The sequence below is a fragment of the Marinobacter sp. NFXS11 genome (assembly GCF_040148675.1).
Taxonomy (GTDB): Bacteria; Pseudomonadota; Gammaproteobacteria; order Pseudomonadales; family Oleiphilaceae; genus Marinobacter.
This window is the reverse complement of sequence record NZ_JAGDDV010000002.1, coordinates 1176101-1191980: the sequence shown is the minus strand read 5'-3', so window position 1 is coordinate 1191980 and position 15880 is coordinate 1176101. Positions and strand designations below refer to the sequence as shown.

Here is a 15880-nt window from a genome sequence, read left to right as displayed (position 1 = left end):
ACCTGATTATAGCCCAGCCCGCTGGAAAGATGGCGACTGGTTAACGCCTGCTAATCACTCTTTTTGGGCTTCACCACCCATTCCGGGTCTTCAAACTCACCAATCGGCTTGATATCGACAAACGGCGCAGCACTCCGGATGATGGCGGCCACATCGGGGTTGTGTTGCCCCTCCATAGCGTCGCGCTGCTCTTTGCTCTCCCAGGAGGCAATTGCAATCAGCGTATTGGGGTCGCCAATCTTGCGATGCAACTCGGTACCCCGGGCTCCGGGAGCCTGCTGGATAATTTCGCTTGCTCTTACCCAGGCATCCGCGTATTCCTCAGCGGTGTGCCCCTCCCGGATATGCACTTCGAAAATGAACTTCATGAGACCTCCCGACGTCTGCCTGTTGAGTCTGGTCTCGCTGCCTGTCCGCACGGAGCATCCCGTTAGCGTGAGGAACGACCCATCACCAGCATTGCCAACAGCGCGGATCCAACCATCAGCAGCAGGGCCACCGCATTGAGAACGGGCGTCGACCCCTCCCGCAGACGGTTGAACAGCGCCACCGTCAACGGTGTGTCACTACCCGTCAGCATAACGGTGGTATTGAAGTTTTCAAACGACATCAGGAAAGCCATGGCAGCCGCCCCGAAAATGGATGGCAGAAGCCAGGGCAAGGTAACGGTAAACCAGGCCACCAGTGGCGTAGCGCCCAGGTTCAGGGCAGCTTCCTCCAGCTGGGGATCAAACTTGCGCAGGCGGGCCGCGATTACCAGGGTGCTCAGGGTCGCGATGAAAGTGACCTGCCCCATCACCACCAGAGTCATGCCCGGCCGAAACAGATCGAGCTCGATGCCCCATGCTGCCGAAACATCGTTGGCCATACCGCTGTAGAACACCAGTATGGACACCCCCAGGATGACACCGGGAATCACCAACGGCAGCAGCATAAGCAGGTACAGGAATTCCTTGCCCCGGAAATGCACCCGCTCAAACAGCACCGCGTTAACGCACCCGAGGGCCACGCTCACCAGAGTTACCCAGAAAGCAATCTTGGCGCTGACCCAAAGGGCCGTAAGCAGTCCATCATCGTGGAAGAGTCCGGTGCGGCCCTCACTGCCATCCGCGAAATACCAGTCCAGGGTAAATCCTTGCCATGGCAGGGACGGGAAAGGCGCATCGTTGAACGCAAACACGGCTGTAACCAGCAGGGGCAAGGCCAGGTACACGAAAAATGCCACCAGGTAAGCCAGGTAGAGGCCATCAAACAAACGGGACCGGGGAACCGAACGAATCATGGCCTCATCCCATCACCTTGCGCAACGATTGACCGGAGATCTTCAGCCCGAGCCAGACGATCACCGACGACAGCACCAGCAGAAGAACTCCAAGCGCTGCGCCCTGCTCCCAGTTAAAGCGGGTGATGAACTGGGTGAAGATTTGCTCGGTAAACCAGGCGCTGTCCTTACCACCCATCAGAACCGGGGTCAGGTAACTGCCCAGTGTAAGCATGAACACAACAATGCATCCGGAGACAATGCCGGGTATGGCCCAGGGCACAACGATTTCGCGCAAAACAGTCCCGTGGCCGCCACCCAGGTCGTAGCCGGCTTCCACCAGGTTCTCATCCATGCCATCGAGGGTTGTCACCAGCGGCACCACCATGAATAGAAGGCCGTTATAGACCAGCCCGATAATGACCGCGACATCGTTGTAGAGCATTTCCACCGGACCATCCACCCAGCCCAGCGCCTGAAGCCAGGAGCTGAACAGGCCACTTTCACGCAGCAGAATCATCCAGCCGTAAGTACGCACCAACTCACTGGCCCAGAAGGGAATCAGGCAGGCCAGAAACAGGATGCCTCTGGAGCGACCCCGGGCAAGACGGGCAATGTACCAGGCAATGGGGAAGGCGATTATCAGCGTCAGAAACGTGGTGAACAGCGACATCACCCCGGTACGCACAAACGTCCGCCAGTAATAGGATTCGGTAAAAAAGTTCTGGTATTGCTCAACACCCCAGGCAAGGGTGTCCCAGCTTTCACGGACCTGGAACGACACCCGGAGCATTTGGAGGTGGGGCAGAAGCACCAGCAAAACGATCCAGAGCAGGAACGGCGTAAGCAATAGCCAGAGCGATAAGCGACTGACCGACGACCTCACGGACTCTCGGCTCCGAAGACCCTGGCCAGCGCCGGATTCCAGGCCAGCCGGATTGAGCTGTCGGCAGACAGCCTTGGTGCCGAGCCATCCTGAGGCAGGCGGGCGTATACCGACTGTCCACAGCTCTCTGCCTCGACCCGGCTATTGGCGCCATCAAACAACGTGGTTCGCACTTTTGCCTGCATCGACGAGAAGCCAGCACTGAGAGCCTCCCCTGACAGCACCAGCGATTCGGGCCGGATATACAGTTCAGCGCGATGGCCAGCTTGTAAGTTGTCCGATGCGACTCTGCCATGAACCAGCACGCCATCATCCAGACGGATTTCGGCCAGATTGTCCCGAACAGAAACAAGCTCTCCGGACAAGCGATTGTTATCGCCGACGAACCCCGCTACAAACGGTGTCGCCGGCTCCCGGTAGAGCTCCTCCGGCGGCGCTACCTGATCAAATCGACCGTCCCGCATAACGGCCACCTGATCCGACATCACCATGGCCTCGGACTGGTCGTGGGTAATGTACACGAAGGTGGTCCCGAACTGTTTCTGGAGGTGTTTGAGCTCCACCTTCATCTGCTCACGAAGTTTAAGGTCCAGGGCGCCCAGGGGTTCGTCCAGCAGCAGAAGCGTGGGTTCCAGAACCAGGCAGCGTGCCAGGGCCACTCGTTGTCGCTGACCACCGGACAACTCCTGTGGATTACGGTGCTCAAGATCTGGCAGGCCAACCTGCTCCAACACCCCGGCAATGCGCTTTCGACGCTCGGCCAGTGGCATTTTCCGGCGCTTGAGCCCATAGCCAATGTTGTCGCCCACCGACATGGTGGGAAACAGGGCCAGATGCTGGAACACCATGTTCACCGGCCGACGGTTCGGCGGCACATCGTTCATGCGCTGGCCACGGATGTGAATATCACCTTCATCGGGTTTGTCGAATCCGGCCAGGAGTCGCAGCAGGGTGGTCTTGCCACAACCGGAGGGGCCAAGAATGGAGAAAAACGTGCCCGCAGGCACGTCCAGGGAAACATGATCCACCGCGGCATTGCTGCCAAATCGGCGGACCAGTTCCTCACAGAACAGGTCCGAATCCATTCCCATGGGGATCAGTTCGCGGCCTGGACGCGATCCAGCACCTGACCTTCCATGGTTTCCAGCCCCGGGGGAACCGGCGGATACCACTTGATATTGTTGATGGCGGTTTCGTCGAAGCTTTCGCGATAGGCGTCCCGAAGGTCTGCCTTCACAAACTCATCCGCACCTTTTGAAGCGGTAAAGTTGCCCGAAGCATTGGTAATACGGGCCGCAATTTCCGGCTGCATCACGAAGTTGATCCACTTGTAGGCGGATTCTTCGTTTTCGCTGCGGCGAGGGATCGCGAAGGTATCAATCCAGCCCAGGGCGCCGGATTCAGGAGCCACAAACCGGATCTCCGGGTTCTCGGCGTTGAGCTTCCAGCCGCCGGCATCCCAGGCCATGGCCGCCTTTACTTCACCGGTACGCAGCAGGGCCAACAACTGATCGCCACCGGTCCAGTAGGTTTTTACATTGCTCTTGCAGTCAATCAGCTTGCCCTGGACCTTCGCCATGATCGACTCGTACTCATCCCGGTTGTCGTAGGCCGCAAACGGGTCCATCCCCATCGCAAAGGCAAAACCGATCAGGGTCGGCCGCTTGAGCCGGTAGCTAACCTGGCCCTCGACACCGGAATCACACAGGTCGGTGTAATCGGTCACGATATCCGCCACCGAGCTGTGCACGATGAGACCACTGGTGCCCCACACTGAAGGCACGCCGTAATAGTTGCCATCCAGCTCGGTGGAGTCCTGGGTGGCCTTGACCATGGACGGATGCAACTGATCAGTATTCACGCGACTGAAATCGATGGGCTTGTAGATATTGAACTGGCGCTGCACGCCAACAATACGGTCCTGGCTCGGCTGGGCAAGATCAAACCCCGCGCCACCGGTAGCGCGGAGCTTGGAAATCATGTCCTCGTTGTTGGACAGGGTTACCTTCACATCGATGCCGGTCTCCTCCTCAAACTGGGAGACCACATCGTCGGGAGCATAGCCACCCCAGGTAATCAGGCGCAACTCTTCAGCCAGGGTGTTGGCAGAGAAGCTGGCAGAGGCCAGGGCTGCAGACAGCAAAAAAGCACGGTTCCGTGTTGAACGAGAAGGCATGATCATAACGTGTCCCTACCGATGGTAAGTTCAGAAGTTTGCTAACCATTTGTTATCAGGAAGTTATAGACCATGTATTGCAGTTTTGTGAAACGTGGAGCAAAAAAACGGAGGACGCAGCCTCCGTTTTTTTAAGGTGATATTGAGTTCCGGCGCGTTTAACGCCCGGACTTCAACATTTCCCAGTACTTGGCGTAGATCTGAAGGGCGTCGTCGCCGATGTCGGTCTGGAACTCGGCATTGATCATGTCGGTGGCGTTCGGATAGCTTGCCCGGTTATTCGCGACTTCGTCCGGCAGCAGGTCCCGCGCCGCCAGGTTCGGCGTGGCATATCCGATCTCCTCGCTGATCAGAGCGGAGATTTCAGGCTGCAACACGAAACTGATGAACTGGTGGGCCGCCTCAGGATTCTTGGCGTTCTTCGGAATCACGAAACTGTCCAGCCAGGCAATGATGCCTTCTTCCGGATAGACGTATTCCAGCGACTCCATGGTGTCCTTGCCCATCACGGCCTCGCCGTTCCAGATCATGCCCACATCGGTTTCACCTTCCAGGTAGGGCATACGGGGCGCATCGGAGTTGAAGGTGCGAACCGAAGGCATCAGCTCGGCGAGCTTTTCATAGGCTGCCTCGATCTCGTCCGGGTTGGTGCTGTTGCCGGAATAGCCCAGCACCCGCAGGCCAACGTGGAACACTTCCCGCATGTCGTTGGTTAGCATAACCCGGCCATCGAAGCGATCTTCCCACAGGTCTTCCCAGGCAGTAACAGGCTCACCTTCGATGTCTGCGGTATCCACGGCCAGACCCGTGGTGCCCCAGAGGTAGGGTACAGAGAATTTGTTGTCCGGGTCGATATCCAGGTTCACCAGCTCCGGATCCAGGTTGTCAAAACCCTCGATCTTGCTGCGATCAATCGGCAGCAGCAGGTCTTCCTGGCGCATCTTGCTGACGTAGTAGGTAGACGGCACCGCAAGGTCATAGGCCGCACTCTCATCCAGCAGTTTCAAGCGGGCATACATGGCCTCGTTACTGTCGTAGGTGGTGTAAACCACCTGGATGCCGGTTTCCTCGGTGAAACGGTCGAGGACTTCCTGCGGCATGTACTCGGACCAGTTATAAAGGTTGAGCACCTGAGGATCCTCAGAACTGCACCCCGTTAGTCCCACTGCCAGCAAGCCGGCAAGTGCCAGTTTCTTCATCGTTTGCTCCTTATCAGAATCCATTGAGACAACATCAGCATAACCAGTGAAAACACCAGCAACAGTGTGCCCAGGGCATTCACCTCGGGTTTCAGGCCCACACGCACCATGGAGTAAATGCGCAGGGGCAGAATTTCATAGCTCGGGCCACTGACAAACGTACTGACCACCACATCATCGAGGGACAGTGTAAACCCTAGCAGCCAACCTGCCAGTAAAGCCGGCATGGTCACCGGGATAAGTACCGTACGGGTCATTGTGAAATCAGAAGCACCAAGGTCCCGTGCAGCTTCGGGCAGGCTCTCATCGAAACCGCTCAACCGGGCCATCACCGTGATAACCACGAACGGCAGACAGAAGGTCACGTGGGCCAATAGCAGCGAGACATAACCAAGCTGCAGTCCTACCAACAGGAACAGGGCAAGCAGGGAGATCGCGAGGACAATCTCCGGCGACATCATCACCACAAACAGCATGCCGTTGAGCAGTTTCTTGCCCCGGAACCGGTATCGGTGCAGTGCCAGGGCCGTCAGGGCGCCTATCACTGTGGAAACGGTTGCCGCAGACAGCGCTAGCCAGAGGGAATTCCACATGGCGCTGACCATGGCACGGTTGTTAAACAGCGACTCATACCAGCGCAGACTGAGACCACCCCAGGCATAGCCGGTGCGAGAATCGTTGAACGAGAACACCACCAGCACCACGATGGGCACATAGAGCAGAATGTAGACCAGGGTGAGATAAGTGCGGGGTAACCAACGTGTCATCACGTGCCCTCCTCACCAATGCGCCGTTTACTCAACCGGTGGGCAAACATGAGGAACGCCATGGTCAACGTCAGCACGATGCTGGCGGCGGCCCCGAAAGGCCAGTTGCGCGCATCGAGGAACTGGTTCTTGATCACGTTGCCTACCAGCAGATTTCTCGAGCCACCCAGGATATCCGGAACAAAGAACAGCCCCATGGCCGGCAGCAAGACCAGCATCACGCCGGCCAGAACCCCTGGCAAGGTGAGCGGGACAATCACATGGATAAAGGTGTACAGCCGGCCCGCGCCCAGATCATGGGAAGCAAGCAGCAGCTCCTGCTTCAGATCCTCAAACACCGAATACAGCGGCAGGATCATGAACGGCAGCAGCAGATACACCAAGCCAATGATCACCGCGCCCTCGGTGTAGAGCAGTTGCAGGGGCTCATCGATCAGCCCGATCGACATCAGGGCGCTGTTCAGCAGACCGTTTGTGGCCAGGATCAGCTTCAAGGCGTAGGTGCGCACCAGGGAGTTGGTCCAGAAGGGCACGATCAGAAGGAAGATCAGGACCAGCTGACGTTGCTTGCCCACTTTGGACAGAGCCCAGGCAAACGGATAGCCAATCAACAAACACACCAGCGTGGTCATCGCCGCCATGAAAAGGGAATGCAGGAACACGTCCAGATACAGGGGATCAAACAGCTGGCGATAGGCATCCAGGTTTAGGGGCAGTGACAGGAACGAGACAGGGTCCCGGGTCATGACACTGGCGCCCACCACCAAAAGATTCGGCGCCAGCACCAGGAACAGGAGCCAGCCCCACACCAGAATCAGGACAGCGGTTTTGAACGGCTGCTGCATAACGCTATGCATCGGCCGGTAGTTCCTCGTCGTTACTCTGGTCAACTTCCTGAGGAAGAAGCCACTCCCAGCCATCAACCCAGCTGACCTTTACGGGCTCTCCGAGTCGGTAATCAAAGGCCGGGTCATCCTCATCAAAGAATTCACTGGCCAGAACCTCGGTTCCGTCAGCGAGATGGATAACCGAATCCAGAGTGCTGCCCTTGTAGTTGCGCTCGACGATCTTGCCCGCGACACCGTTCTCGTCGCCAGGGTCGAGAACCCGGATATCTTCCGGGCGCAGCAGAACGTGCAATTGCTGATTGTCCTGCACCGGAAAATCCGGACGACGCAGTGTTCGTTTGAGGCCGAAGACATCCACCTTAATGGAACCGTCCTGAACCGACTCAACGGTGCCCGGGAAAAAGTTGGTCTCGCCCACAAACCGGGCCGTGAAGAGATTGGCTGGTCGCTCGTAGACTTCCCGAGGTGTTCCCAGCTGTTGCACCAGGCCGTCCTTGAGCACTACCACCCGATCGGACATCGACAGCGCCTCTTCCTGATCGTGGGTCACAAACACAAAGGTGATCCCGAGTTCCCGCTGCAGGCGTTTAAGCTCAACCTGCATGGTGCGGCGCAGTTTGTAATCGAGGGCCGAGAGCGGTTCATCCAGCAGTAGCAGGCGTGGGCGTTTGACCACCGCCCGGGCGATGGCAACCCGCTGCTGCTGGCCGCCAGACAGCTGATGGGGCTTACGACGGGCGAAATCCTGCAACTGGACCATGGCCAGAGCCTCATCAACTCGCTGGCGGATCTCGTCCTTCGGACGCTTTTCCATTTTCAGGCCATAGGCCACGTTGTCGAACACCGACATGTGGGGGAACAGAGCGTAATGCTGGAAAACGGTATTCAGCGGACGGTTTTCCGGGGCGGTGTAGGTGAGATCGTCTCCCGCCAGGGTGATGGTGCCCTCGTCCGGATGTTCGAAGCCGGCCATCAGACGCAGCAGTGTGGTTTTACCGCAACCGGAAGGCCCCAGCAGGGTAATGAACTCGCCATCGTAGATCTCGAGATCCAGACTGTCGAGCACCGTTTTGCCACTGAATTGCTTGGAGAGATTGCTCAGGGATAGCAGTGTCTGTTTCATCGGCGCTGCCCAAAGAATGAGCGGCCTATTTTTCCAGAAACCGACGCAAACAAAAAGGGGCGCCGGGATATTACAGCCCCGGCGCCCCTTTGACTGACAACGCGTTCAAGCCTTTGACGGGCTAGCAGGTATTGTCAGGCTTCAATCCTCAGCCACACTGTTCAGATAGGCCTTGTCGGAAATGTTGGTCCACTGACGAACCTGCTTGAGGTAGTCACGCTGTGAATCGATAATTTCTTTCGCAAGCGGATCCTTCTCTGCGGCTTCGGCCAGCAACCGGTTGGTGGTGCTGCGCAGGGCATCAATGACTTCCGGCGGGAATACCTTGTGGGTGACATCCGGATAGTCTTCCTTCATGCGGTCCCAGGCCACACCACTCTGATGAGTGCTCTGGATGTACATGTCATAGGCAGCGGTGCGCATGGCGACCCGAAGAATTTCCTGGAGATCTTTGGGCAGGCTTTCCCAGGTTTTCTTGTTGATCAGGAACTGGACTTCCGCGCCCGGCTCCTGCCAACCCGAATAGTAGTACTTGGCGATCTGATGAAAGCCCATCTGGAAATCGAGGGCAGGGCCGACCCACTCAACGGCGTCCACGGTGCCACGCTCCAGGGCAGTGTAGAGCTCACCTGGCGGCAGGTTGGTCACGGCAACGCCCAGTTCAGACATAACCTCGCCGGCAAAACCGGGGGTGCGCATCTTCAGGCCTTTGAGGTCTTCAAGGGAGTTAATCTCCTTGCGGAACCAGCCACCCATCTGATTACCGGTATTACCACCCGGGAAGGAGAGCATGCCGTAGGGCTCATACACCTTTTGCATCAGTTCCATGCCCTCGCCGTGGTAGAACCAGGCGTACATCTCGGGCGCGATCAGCCCGAACGGAATGGTGGTGAAGTACATGGCGTTCGGGATAGAGCCCTTGTAGTAATAGGACGCGGTGTGGCCCATGTCGTACTGACCATTGCGCACCAGGTCGAAAATCCCGAAAGGCGCCTTGTGCTTGTTGGACGGATCAATGCGAATCTGCAGGCGGCCATCCGACATGGTTTCTGCCATGTCCGCCATATGCTGAACAGTCTCTCCCAGTACCGGAGAATTTGGCCCCCAGGTCTGCGCAAGGCGCAAGGTGAAGTTTTCCTCGGCCACCGAGGACACGCTGAACGCGGTGGCTGCAGCGGCAACGGCCGCAAGCAGTGTTTTCCGGATTGTCATTGTGTTGGCTTCCATTATTGTTGGTATGAAAACAGGTATTTCTGTCGCGCAACCATCATAGCTTGCTCATGGTGTTCCGCCAATCGGCAGAACACCGTGAATCGGTATCAGACCTTGAACTGACCGACCAGATCCCGAAGGCTCTCGCCCAGCCGCGCCAGTTCATGGCTGGCTTCGTTGGTCTGGGTTACGCCGGTATCACTGCGCTGGGCAGCATCGACAATGCGGACCACGTTCTGGTTGATCTCCTCGGCAACCTGGCTCTGTTGCTCGGCGGCGGTCGCGATCTGGGTGACCTGATCGTGAATCTGACCCACCGACGTCTCAATGGTTTTCAGGGCATCCGTGGCGTGGTTGATCCTTTCCACGGTTTCGCTTGAACGTTTACGCGACTTGTTCATCCGCTCAACCGACGCCTTAGACTCCGTGACGAAGCCATCAATCATTTCGCGGATCTGGTCGGCGGACTCGGCGCTACGCTTGGCCAGTTGGCGCACTTCGTCGGCAACCACCGAGAAACCACGGCCATGCTCACCGGCCCGGGCAGCCTCGATAGCCGCATTCAGGGCCAGCAGGTTGGTCTGTTCAGTCACGGCGTGGATGACATCCAGAACCTGCTGGATATCGTCGGATTTCTCGGCAAGAGCATCAATACTCTTCGCGGTATCCTGGATTTCTTCAGAAAGCTGATTCACCGCGCCCTGGGCGCTGCTAATCGTTGCGCCACCCTCGCGGGCCATACGGTCAGCGTCTGACGCTGCGCTCTCAACTTCATTAGCGTTACCGGAGATTTGTTGGATAGTGGCCGCCATTTCATTGATGGCCGAGGCAATCTGATCGGTCTCGGAGCCCTGTTCCTGAACGGAAGCCCGGGTTTCATTGGCTACCCGGCTCAGTTCTTCCGCCGCGGATGCGACCTGATCCGTGGTCGCACCAACCTCACGCATGGTGTCCTGGATCTTGACTACGAAGGCGTTAAAGCGCCGACCGAGCTCGGCCAGCTCGTCATTGCCCTCGTCCGGCAGACGCTGGCGCAGGTCACCTTCGCCGTCCGCAATTTCCTGCATCATGTTGCTGACGCTCTTCAACGGCCGGGTCACGCTACGGCCGACGAAAACACCAATCACCAGCGCAATCACAACCACCACCACCGTGACCAACAGGATAAAGCCCAGGGTTTCAGCCATACCGGCCTCGATTTCCTCACGGGCAGCTGCCACCTGCCGGTCGATATCGGTAATGTACACACCGGCACCTATCATCCAGTCCCAGTCCGGAATGAGGGTGGAATAGGACATCTTGGGTTCTTCATTACCCGAAGCCGGGTTCATCCAGTCGTAGCCGTAAAAGCCATCCTCCTCGGCCGCGGCAAAAAGATCCCCCACCAGACGCTTCAGAGTCGGGTTATTGGTTGGCCCCTCCTTGGAAGGATCGGGCGCATAGGCCAGGTTGTAGACGTCACGGGTGTAGGCAAACACATAGTTGGTTTCATCGAAACGAATCGTACGCAAGCGCGCTGCCGCGGCTTCCTTCGCTTCTTCCTCACTCAACGACGGATCATTCTTGGCTTCCAGTACGACCGCTTCGGCCGCATCAACCAGATTCTGCAAGCCAGCCTTGCGCGCTTCCAGAAGGCTGTTCTCAAGGCGTTTGAGTTCCTCCTCGCCATTGGCCTGAATCTGGCTGGCGGTAATCCAGGCGAGAGTCGCCGCCGTAACAAGTACCGGGACCATTACGGCCACCAGTAAGCGAGTTCGAATTTTCAACCGACTCAGAACATTCATCGTACCGCGCTCCGTGGGAATTTTGTTGCTGGAGATTATCCACAGACCACACCAGGTGATCTGTTCCAGTTTGTTAAGAGAGATTTCAGCAGCCGCCCTGCTGCGCCTGAGTTTCTCTGGCCAGGCGGGGCTTCCGCCAGTGTTTTCAGATAAGTAGAGTAACGGCAGTAACGTAAATGTCTTAAGCAAGCGCTAGACTAAAGGATCACTACGAAGGTATGCCAATGAAGCACCTGTTTCTGGTACGCCACGCCAAGTCCAGCTGGGCCGATGAATCACTTTCTGACCGGGAACGCCCCCTCAATGCAAGGGGCGTCAGCCAACTGGCCCCATTGGGAAATGCCCTGAAATCTGTCGGCGCGTTCGAAGGCGAGGTTTACAGCAGCAACGCCAAGCGGGCCGTTGCAACATTGCAAGGCATACTGCCCGACACAGTCGCAGCCGAGCGCTGCCATACCCTGAGTGAGCTATATACCTTCGACTATCGGCGACTACTCGCATGGCTTGAAGAGCAGGCAGACGCTCCACAGATTACCCTGGTCGGCCACAACCCGGCGTTACTGGAACTGGCCCAGTCCCTCCTGAAGCAGCCCCCGGAACAGCTACCCACCGCCAGCGTTATTCACATCCGGCTTTCGATCAAACACTGGCGTCAGATTGGTCGCGGCCAGGGCAAACTGGTGACTCTGATAACGCCACAGGATTACAGCTACGCCCACTTCGAACGAAAGCTTAAAAAGAAAGCCAGAACCGCGGGGGACGATCCTGCAAGGGACATTCCCAAGGCCCTTCGCCATCAACTTGATCGGCTAAGGCAACTGGAACGGGGCGTCGCCCTTGGCCTGGATGACGAATTCCTGCACCAATACCGGATTGCGATTCGACGCAGCCGGGCCATCGCCGAATCGGTTCAGGACGTGACCGGTGACAAATCGCTGGCAAAAGGGGTTAAAACCCTGAAACGCCATGCAAGGGCAACGGGCCCACTGCGGGACCTTCACGTGTTTCTTCAGGACCTGCCGGAACTTTGCGCAGATGGCGCGGAAATTCGGGCAGCCTTGCAGATCTGGTTCGAGCGCGAAGCCGCCAGCCATCATAAAAAGCTGGCAAAGCGACTGAAAAGCAAGCGCTACCAGGACAGCATGGAACACTGGCGCAATCTGATCGATTCGCGAAAGTTTCAGAAATTGGCCGCAACACTCCGGCCGAAAGACATCCGAAGGGCCGTGGAACGTCGTATCAAGGAGTTTAATAAACGCACTGCCGAGCTGATGCATACTTCACCGGATGAGGATGTCCATCGGCTGCGCAAGCAACTCAAACGAATCCGTTACCTGATGGAACTGGATGCCAAAACCTGGAAGCGCAACCTGAAAACCTTAAAGGAGCGGCAAGAGCTCTATGGCCGGTTCCAGGATCTGCACGTTCAGATTTTGCTTCTCGACCAGTTCCGCCAGGCGGCGCCAGAGGTACTGCCAGCCGCGCTCAATGGGATCGTGGAAACGCTGGAAGCCCACAAATCGAACGCCCGGAAACAGATTCTAACCCTTGGAGGACTCGATGGAGCTCCGTTATGACACCCTGTTTTACGACGGACAATGCCCACTGTGCGCCAAAGAGATCCGCACCCTGCGCAAACTCCAGCGTGGCAATCTGATCTTTGCAGACATCCATGAACAGCGTGACGGCAGCGCCAATCTGCCATGTCATGAAGCTCTACTCAGACGCCTGCACCTGATGACCTGGACCGGCGAGTGGGTCATCGGTCTGCCCGCAAATGTTCGCGCCTGGTCCCACACGCCCTTTGGTTTTCTGTTCAAACCCCTGCTGTGGCCCGGCATTTTCCAGATTGCCTCGCGCATCTACGGGAAATGGGCAGACAAACGCTATGAACGCAAATACGCCTGCGCCATCGGCAACAACAAGGCGGCTTAATCATCCAGGGGCGGCCTCGAGTCGGACGGCGCGCCCTCCTCACATTTCCGGCAATTGAGTTCAAACCCGAGCATGGATGCCCGCCCCTCTTCCGTCGTCACCCATGGCCGGTTCACCCAGGGCGGTGTATGACGCACATGCTGATTATGCCCACACGCCAACTGGGCGACCCAGTGGTTTTCTTCGTCCTTGTGATAACCGGTAATAGGTTGCTTCATTGGACCTCCTTCGTACATGTGCGGGGTGTCGCCGGGCGCCCCAAACCCTTATCCTGAGATATAACCTTATTCCAACAGTATGAGGAGCTTACCCATGAAAACTGCCCATGATCTGGTAGAAGCCGCCAAGAAAGAGATTCAGGAAGTACCTCTTGATCAGGCAGAAGAGGCCATCAAGAACGCTGACTTACTCCTCGATGTGCGTGATGCGGATGAGTACCGGGCCGGTCATATACCCGGCGCGGTCAACATTTCCCGTGGTTTGCTGGAGTTCAAGTTCACCAATGATCCGGCGTTCGAGAGCCGCAACATGAACATCGTGTGTTACTGCAAGACATCAGGGCGAGCCGCGCTGAGTGCCAAGGCCCTGAAAGAAATGGGCTACATGCACGTGCAGTCCATCGCCGGCGGATTTGATGCCTGGCAGGAAGCAGACAAGCCAGTTGCCAAACCCGAAATGCCGTCCTTCGAGTAACGGGCGCCTACAGGCAGCACGCCTTGTGCTTTCGGCCACTCCCGCAGGGGCAGGGTTCGTTGCGACCGGGCTTCAACTGGCCCTCGCTGGTGTCACCACGAAGGTAATACCAGCGGCCTTGCTCCCGGACAAAATCGGAGTTTTCTTCGAGAAATCCCCAGCCCTTGCCCAAGCGGTAGACCGCACGAAAAAGCACCGTGCCACGATCGCCGGACTGGTTGGTGTCCAGGATCTGCAAGGAGGTCCAGTCTGGTGAGTCTTCCAGTCTGAGCGTCTCTGGCCGTGAGCTCTCGTGCCAGGTGGCCCGCAGATAATCCGGCAGCTTGAGAACGAAGGCCGCGTAACGGGATCGCATCAGCGCTGCCGGAGTAGACGCTGCTTCTCCCTGATGGAGAGGCTCGCAGCATTCGCTGTAGAGTTTACCGCTGCCGCAGGCGCAGTTTCGATTTTCAGTCTGTAGAATCATCGGGCTTCGATCGTTTCGGCTATGCTCGTAGTCCGGCAGTGTATCAATATCAAACCGGCGTTGCTCCGGCCTAATCTCCTGACCTTTTGGTGATTTCCTTTGACAGATGTGTCGCTGTTACAGATTCTTCTGGCCAACCTTGCCATTCTTGCCGGAGCCTGTCTGCAAGGCGTGGCCGGCTATGGCATTGGCACACTGGCCGCGCCGTTGCTATTCCTGATAAGCCCGGTGTTAGTGCCCGGCCCCCTGATTCTGAATGCCACCCTCCTCACTGTCTTTATGCTGATCCGCAATCGCGGCGCATTGCAGATCAGGGAAGTGCGTTTTGCCATCGGTGGCGGCGTTGCCGGGGCAGTCCTGGCAGCACTGACGTTGCTGGTGATTTCAACCAAAGGCTTCGAACTGACCTTCGGCATTCTTATCCTTGCCGGCGTAGCGCTCAGCGTTGGCGGTCTCAAGCCGGCGCTCAACGCACGGAACAGCGTGCTGGCCGGAGCCGCTTCCACCTATATGGGCACGATTACCGCCGTGGGTGGACCGCCAATTGCGCTGATTTACCAGAATGAAAAGGGACCGTTGGTCAGGGCGAACATGTCGGCCTTCTTCCTGGCTGCCAGCGTGCTGAGCCTGTCAGGCCTGCTCGCTTCGGGCTACCTGGGAACCCGAGAGCTTTTCCTGTTCGCAGTTACTTTCCCTGGAGTATTCCTGGGCTTCTGGTTGTCAGGCAAGCTGGTTCACCGTATGCCCTTCGAGGGGCTTCGCCCGGTAATTCTCGGTATCGCTGCCATCGCCGGAACGGCGGCGCTGATTCGCGGGCTGCTCTCACTCTAGGAATCGGCCCAGAGGCGCACGCGGAATCGGTTTTTCTTCCACAGCAAAGCCAGCCAGAGCGCGTGAGCATTGATCAGGAACGCCAGAATCCACTCGAATGCATCGTCCTTGCGGCTGTAGAACTCGGGCGCCACGCCATTCAGGATGACTGAAAGAATGCCTACCGCCAGAATAAGCTGGCAAAGATTCAGCAGCCTCATGCCAGTGTTCTTCCACAACGGATGGCTGCGCAATCCGGAACTGACCAGCAGCTCACAGATGAACGTGAGCGAGAAATACAGAACCACGCCAATACGGCGGATCAGGTTGAAGCCGTCCCCGGCGTGTCCCAGAGCCAGGGTATAAGCGCCGAGCGAGACGCTGGCCACCAGGCCCAGCCAGGGGACCCAGGCCACACCGCTGGAATGAACGCCGAGCTGGCGCAGCCACCGACCGTTCAGCCACCAGAACAGAATGCCCAACAGGGCCGCCGGCAGCATGGTACCTTTGAAAATGAAGTAGGAAGTGCCGTGACGACCAGTCCGGCTGATGCTGGTGCAGCTGTCCCAGTATGGATTGCATAGCTCCACATGCCCTTCCAGCACTGAAACGGAAAACGTGATATGGATGGTTAACAGCGGGATAAGCGCCGCAGCCAGTGCAAGCCACCAGAGATGGAAGGAACGATGGTCAGTCATTGGAAGACCCCCTCTGAGCGAC

At 57.5% G+C, this 15880-nt stretch carries 18 protein-coding genes; 4 read left to right on the top strand and 14 right to left on the bottom strand.

Annotated elements, in window-relative coordinates; translation table 11 throughout:
• Positions 1 to 50 precede the first annotated feature (50 nt).
• The 11 genes from J3362_RS14465 to J3362_RS14415 all read right to left on the bottom strand — a co-directional run bounded on the left by J3362_RS14465 (position 51) and on the right by J3362_RS14415 (position 11256).
• Positions 51 to 368 carry an antibiotic biosynthesis monooxygenase family protein gene (locus J3362_RS14465; RefSeq protein ID WP_349520565.1) on the bottom strand — a complete coding sequence of 106 codons (318 nt, stop codon included), beginning with the start codon at positions 366 to 368 and terminating at the stop codon, positions 51 to 53.
• A 62-nt stretch (positions 369 to 430) separates the two neighbouring features.
• Entirely contained in the window at positions 431 to 1282 is an 852-nt protein-coding gene (locus J3362_RS14460) for an ABC transporter permease (RefSeq protein ID WP_349520563.1), read from the bottom strand.
• 4 nt (positions 1283 to 1286) lie between these two features.
• Complete coding sequence (locus J3362_RS14455; protein ID WP_349520561.1) at positions 1287 to 2147, bottom strand: ABC transporter permease; 861 nt, start codon at positions 2145 to 2147, stop codon at positions 1287 to 1289.
• Positions 2144 to 3238: an ABC transporter ATP-binding protein gene (locus J3362_RS14450; protein WP_349520560.1), complete on the bottom strand. Its 1095-nt coding sequence runs from the start codon at positions 3236 to 3238 to the stop codon at positions 2144 to 2146. Before J3362_RS14450 ends, J3362_RS14455 begins: the two co-directional genes overlap by 4 nt.
• A 5-nt stretch (positions 3239 to 3243) precedes the next feature.
• Positions 3244 to 4323, bottom strand: coding sequence for an extracellular solute-binding protein (locus J3362_RS14445; RefSeq protein ID WP_502882441.1), 1080 nt, complete (start codon positions 4321 to 4323; stop codon positions 3244 to 3246).
• Positions 4324 to 4481: 158 nt separating this feature from the next.
• Positions 4482 to 5522 carry an extracellular solute-binding protein gene (locus J3362_RS14440; protein ID WP_349520557.1) on the bottom strand — a complete coding sequence of 347 codons (1041 nt, stop codon included), beginning with the start codon at positions 5520 to 5522 and terminating at the stop codon, positions 4482 to 4484.
• On the bottom strand, positions 5519 to 6289 hold the full coding sequence (gene potC / locus J3362_RS14435; RefSeq protein WP_349520555.1) for a spermidine/putrescine ABC transporter permease PotC: 771 nt from the start codon (positions 6287 to 6289) through the stop codon (positions 5519 to 5521). The genes J3362_RS14440 and potC overlap by 4 nt, the downstream gene beginning before the upstream one ends.
• Positions 6289 to 7146, bottom strand: coding sequence for a spermidine/putrescine ABC transporter permease PotB (gene potB / locus J3362_RS14430; protein ID WP_349520553.1), 858 nt, complete (start codon positions 7144 to 7146; stop codon positions 6289 to 6291). Before potB ends, potC begins: the two co-directional genes overlap by 1 nt.
• Positions 7139 to 8260 carry a spermidine/putrescine ABC transporter ATP-binding protein PotA gene (gene potA / locus J3362_RS14425; RefSeq protein ID WP_349520551.1) on the bottom strand — a complete coding sequence of 374 codons (1122 nt, stop codon included), beginning with the start codon at positions 8258 to 8260 and terminating at the stop codon, positions 7139 to 7141. Before potA ends, potB begins: the two co-directional genes overlap by 8 nt.
• A 141-nt stretch (positions 8261 to 8401) precedes the next feature.
• Complete coding sequence (locus J3362_RS14420) at positions 8402 to 9472, bottom strand: TRAP transporter substrate-binding protein (protein ID WP_349520549.1); 1071 nt, start codon at positions 9470 to 9472, stop codon at positions 8402 to 8404.
• Positions 9473 to 9579: 107 nt separating this feature from the next.
• On the bottom strand, positions 9580 to 11256 hold the full coding sequence (locus tag J3362_RS14415; RefSeq protein WP_349520547.1) for a methyl-accepting chemotaxis protein: 1677 nt from the start codon (positions 11254 to 11256) through the stop codon (positions 9580 to 9582).
• Positions 11257 to 11480: 224 nt separating this feature from the next.
• Here J3362_RS14415 and J3362_RS14410 point away from each other — a divergent pair, with 224 nt between their 5' ends.
• Together J3362_RS14410 and J3362_RS14405 are read left to right on the top strand one after the other, a co-directional pair.
• A complete protein-coding gene (locus tag J3362_RS14410) occupies positions 11481 to 12833 on the top strand; it encodes a CHAD domain-containing protein (RefSeq protein ID WP_349520545.1) in 1353 nt (450 codons plus the stop codon).
• The gene (locus J3362_RS14405) at positions 12817 to 13191 is read left to right on the top strand and encodes a thiol-disulfide oxidoreductase DCC family protein (RefSeq protein ID WP_349520543.1); all 375 of its coding nucleotides are present in this window, start codon (positions 12817 to 12819) and stop codon (positions 13189 to 13191) included. Before J3362_RS14410 ends, J3362_RS14405 begins: the two co-directional genes overlap by 17 nt.
• Here the strand turns inward: J3362_RS14405 and J3362_RS14400 are convergent.
• Entirely contained in the window at positions 13188 to 13409 is a 222-nt protein-coding gene (locus J3362_RS14400; protein WP_349520541.1) for a DUF3565 domain-containing protein, read from the bottom strand. The genes J3362_RS14405 and J3362_RS14400 overlap by 4 nt on opposite strands.
• Positions 13410 to 13503: 94 nt before the next feature.
• On the opposite strand from J3362_RS14400, the gene J3362_RS14395 reads away from it, so the two are divergent.
• On the top strand, positions 13504 to 13884 hold the full coding sequence (locus J3362_RS14395) for a rhodanese-like domain-containing protein (RefSeq protein WP_349520539.1): 381 nt from the start codon (positions 13504 to 13506) through the stop codon (positions 13882 to 13884).
• 7 nt (positions 13885 to 13891) lie between these two features.
• Here the strand turns inward: J3362_RS14395 and J3362_RS14390 are convergent, their stop codons facing one another.
• The gene (locus J3362_RS14390) at positions 13892 to 14350 is read right to left on the bottom strand and encodes a YchJ family protein (RefSeq protein ID WP_349520538.1); all 459 of its coding nucleotides are present in this window, start codon (positions 14348 to 14350) and stop codon (positions 13892 to 13894) included.
• 108 nt (positions 14351 to 14458) lie between these two features.
• Here J3362_RS14390 and J3362_RS14385 point away from each other — a divergent pair, with 108 nt between their 5' ends.
• Complete coding sequence (locus J3362_RS14385; protein ID WP_349520963.1) at positions 14459 to 15181, top strand: sulfite exporter TauE/SafE family protein; 723 nt, start codon at positions 14459 to 14461, stop codon at positions 15179 to 15181.
• On the opposite strand, the gene J3362_RS14380 is transcribed toward J3362_RS14385, so the two are convergent.
• Positions 15178 to 15858 (bottom strand): hypothetical protein, encoded by a 681-nt coding sequence (locus J3362_RS14380; RefSeq protein WP_014579168.1) that lies wholly within the window; start codon positions 15856 to 15858, stop codon positions 15178 to 15180. The two genes, J3362_RS14385 and J3362_RS14380, sit on opposite strands and share 4 nt — an antisense overlap.
• Positions 15859 to 15880 lie beyond the last annotated feature (22 nt).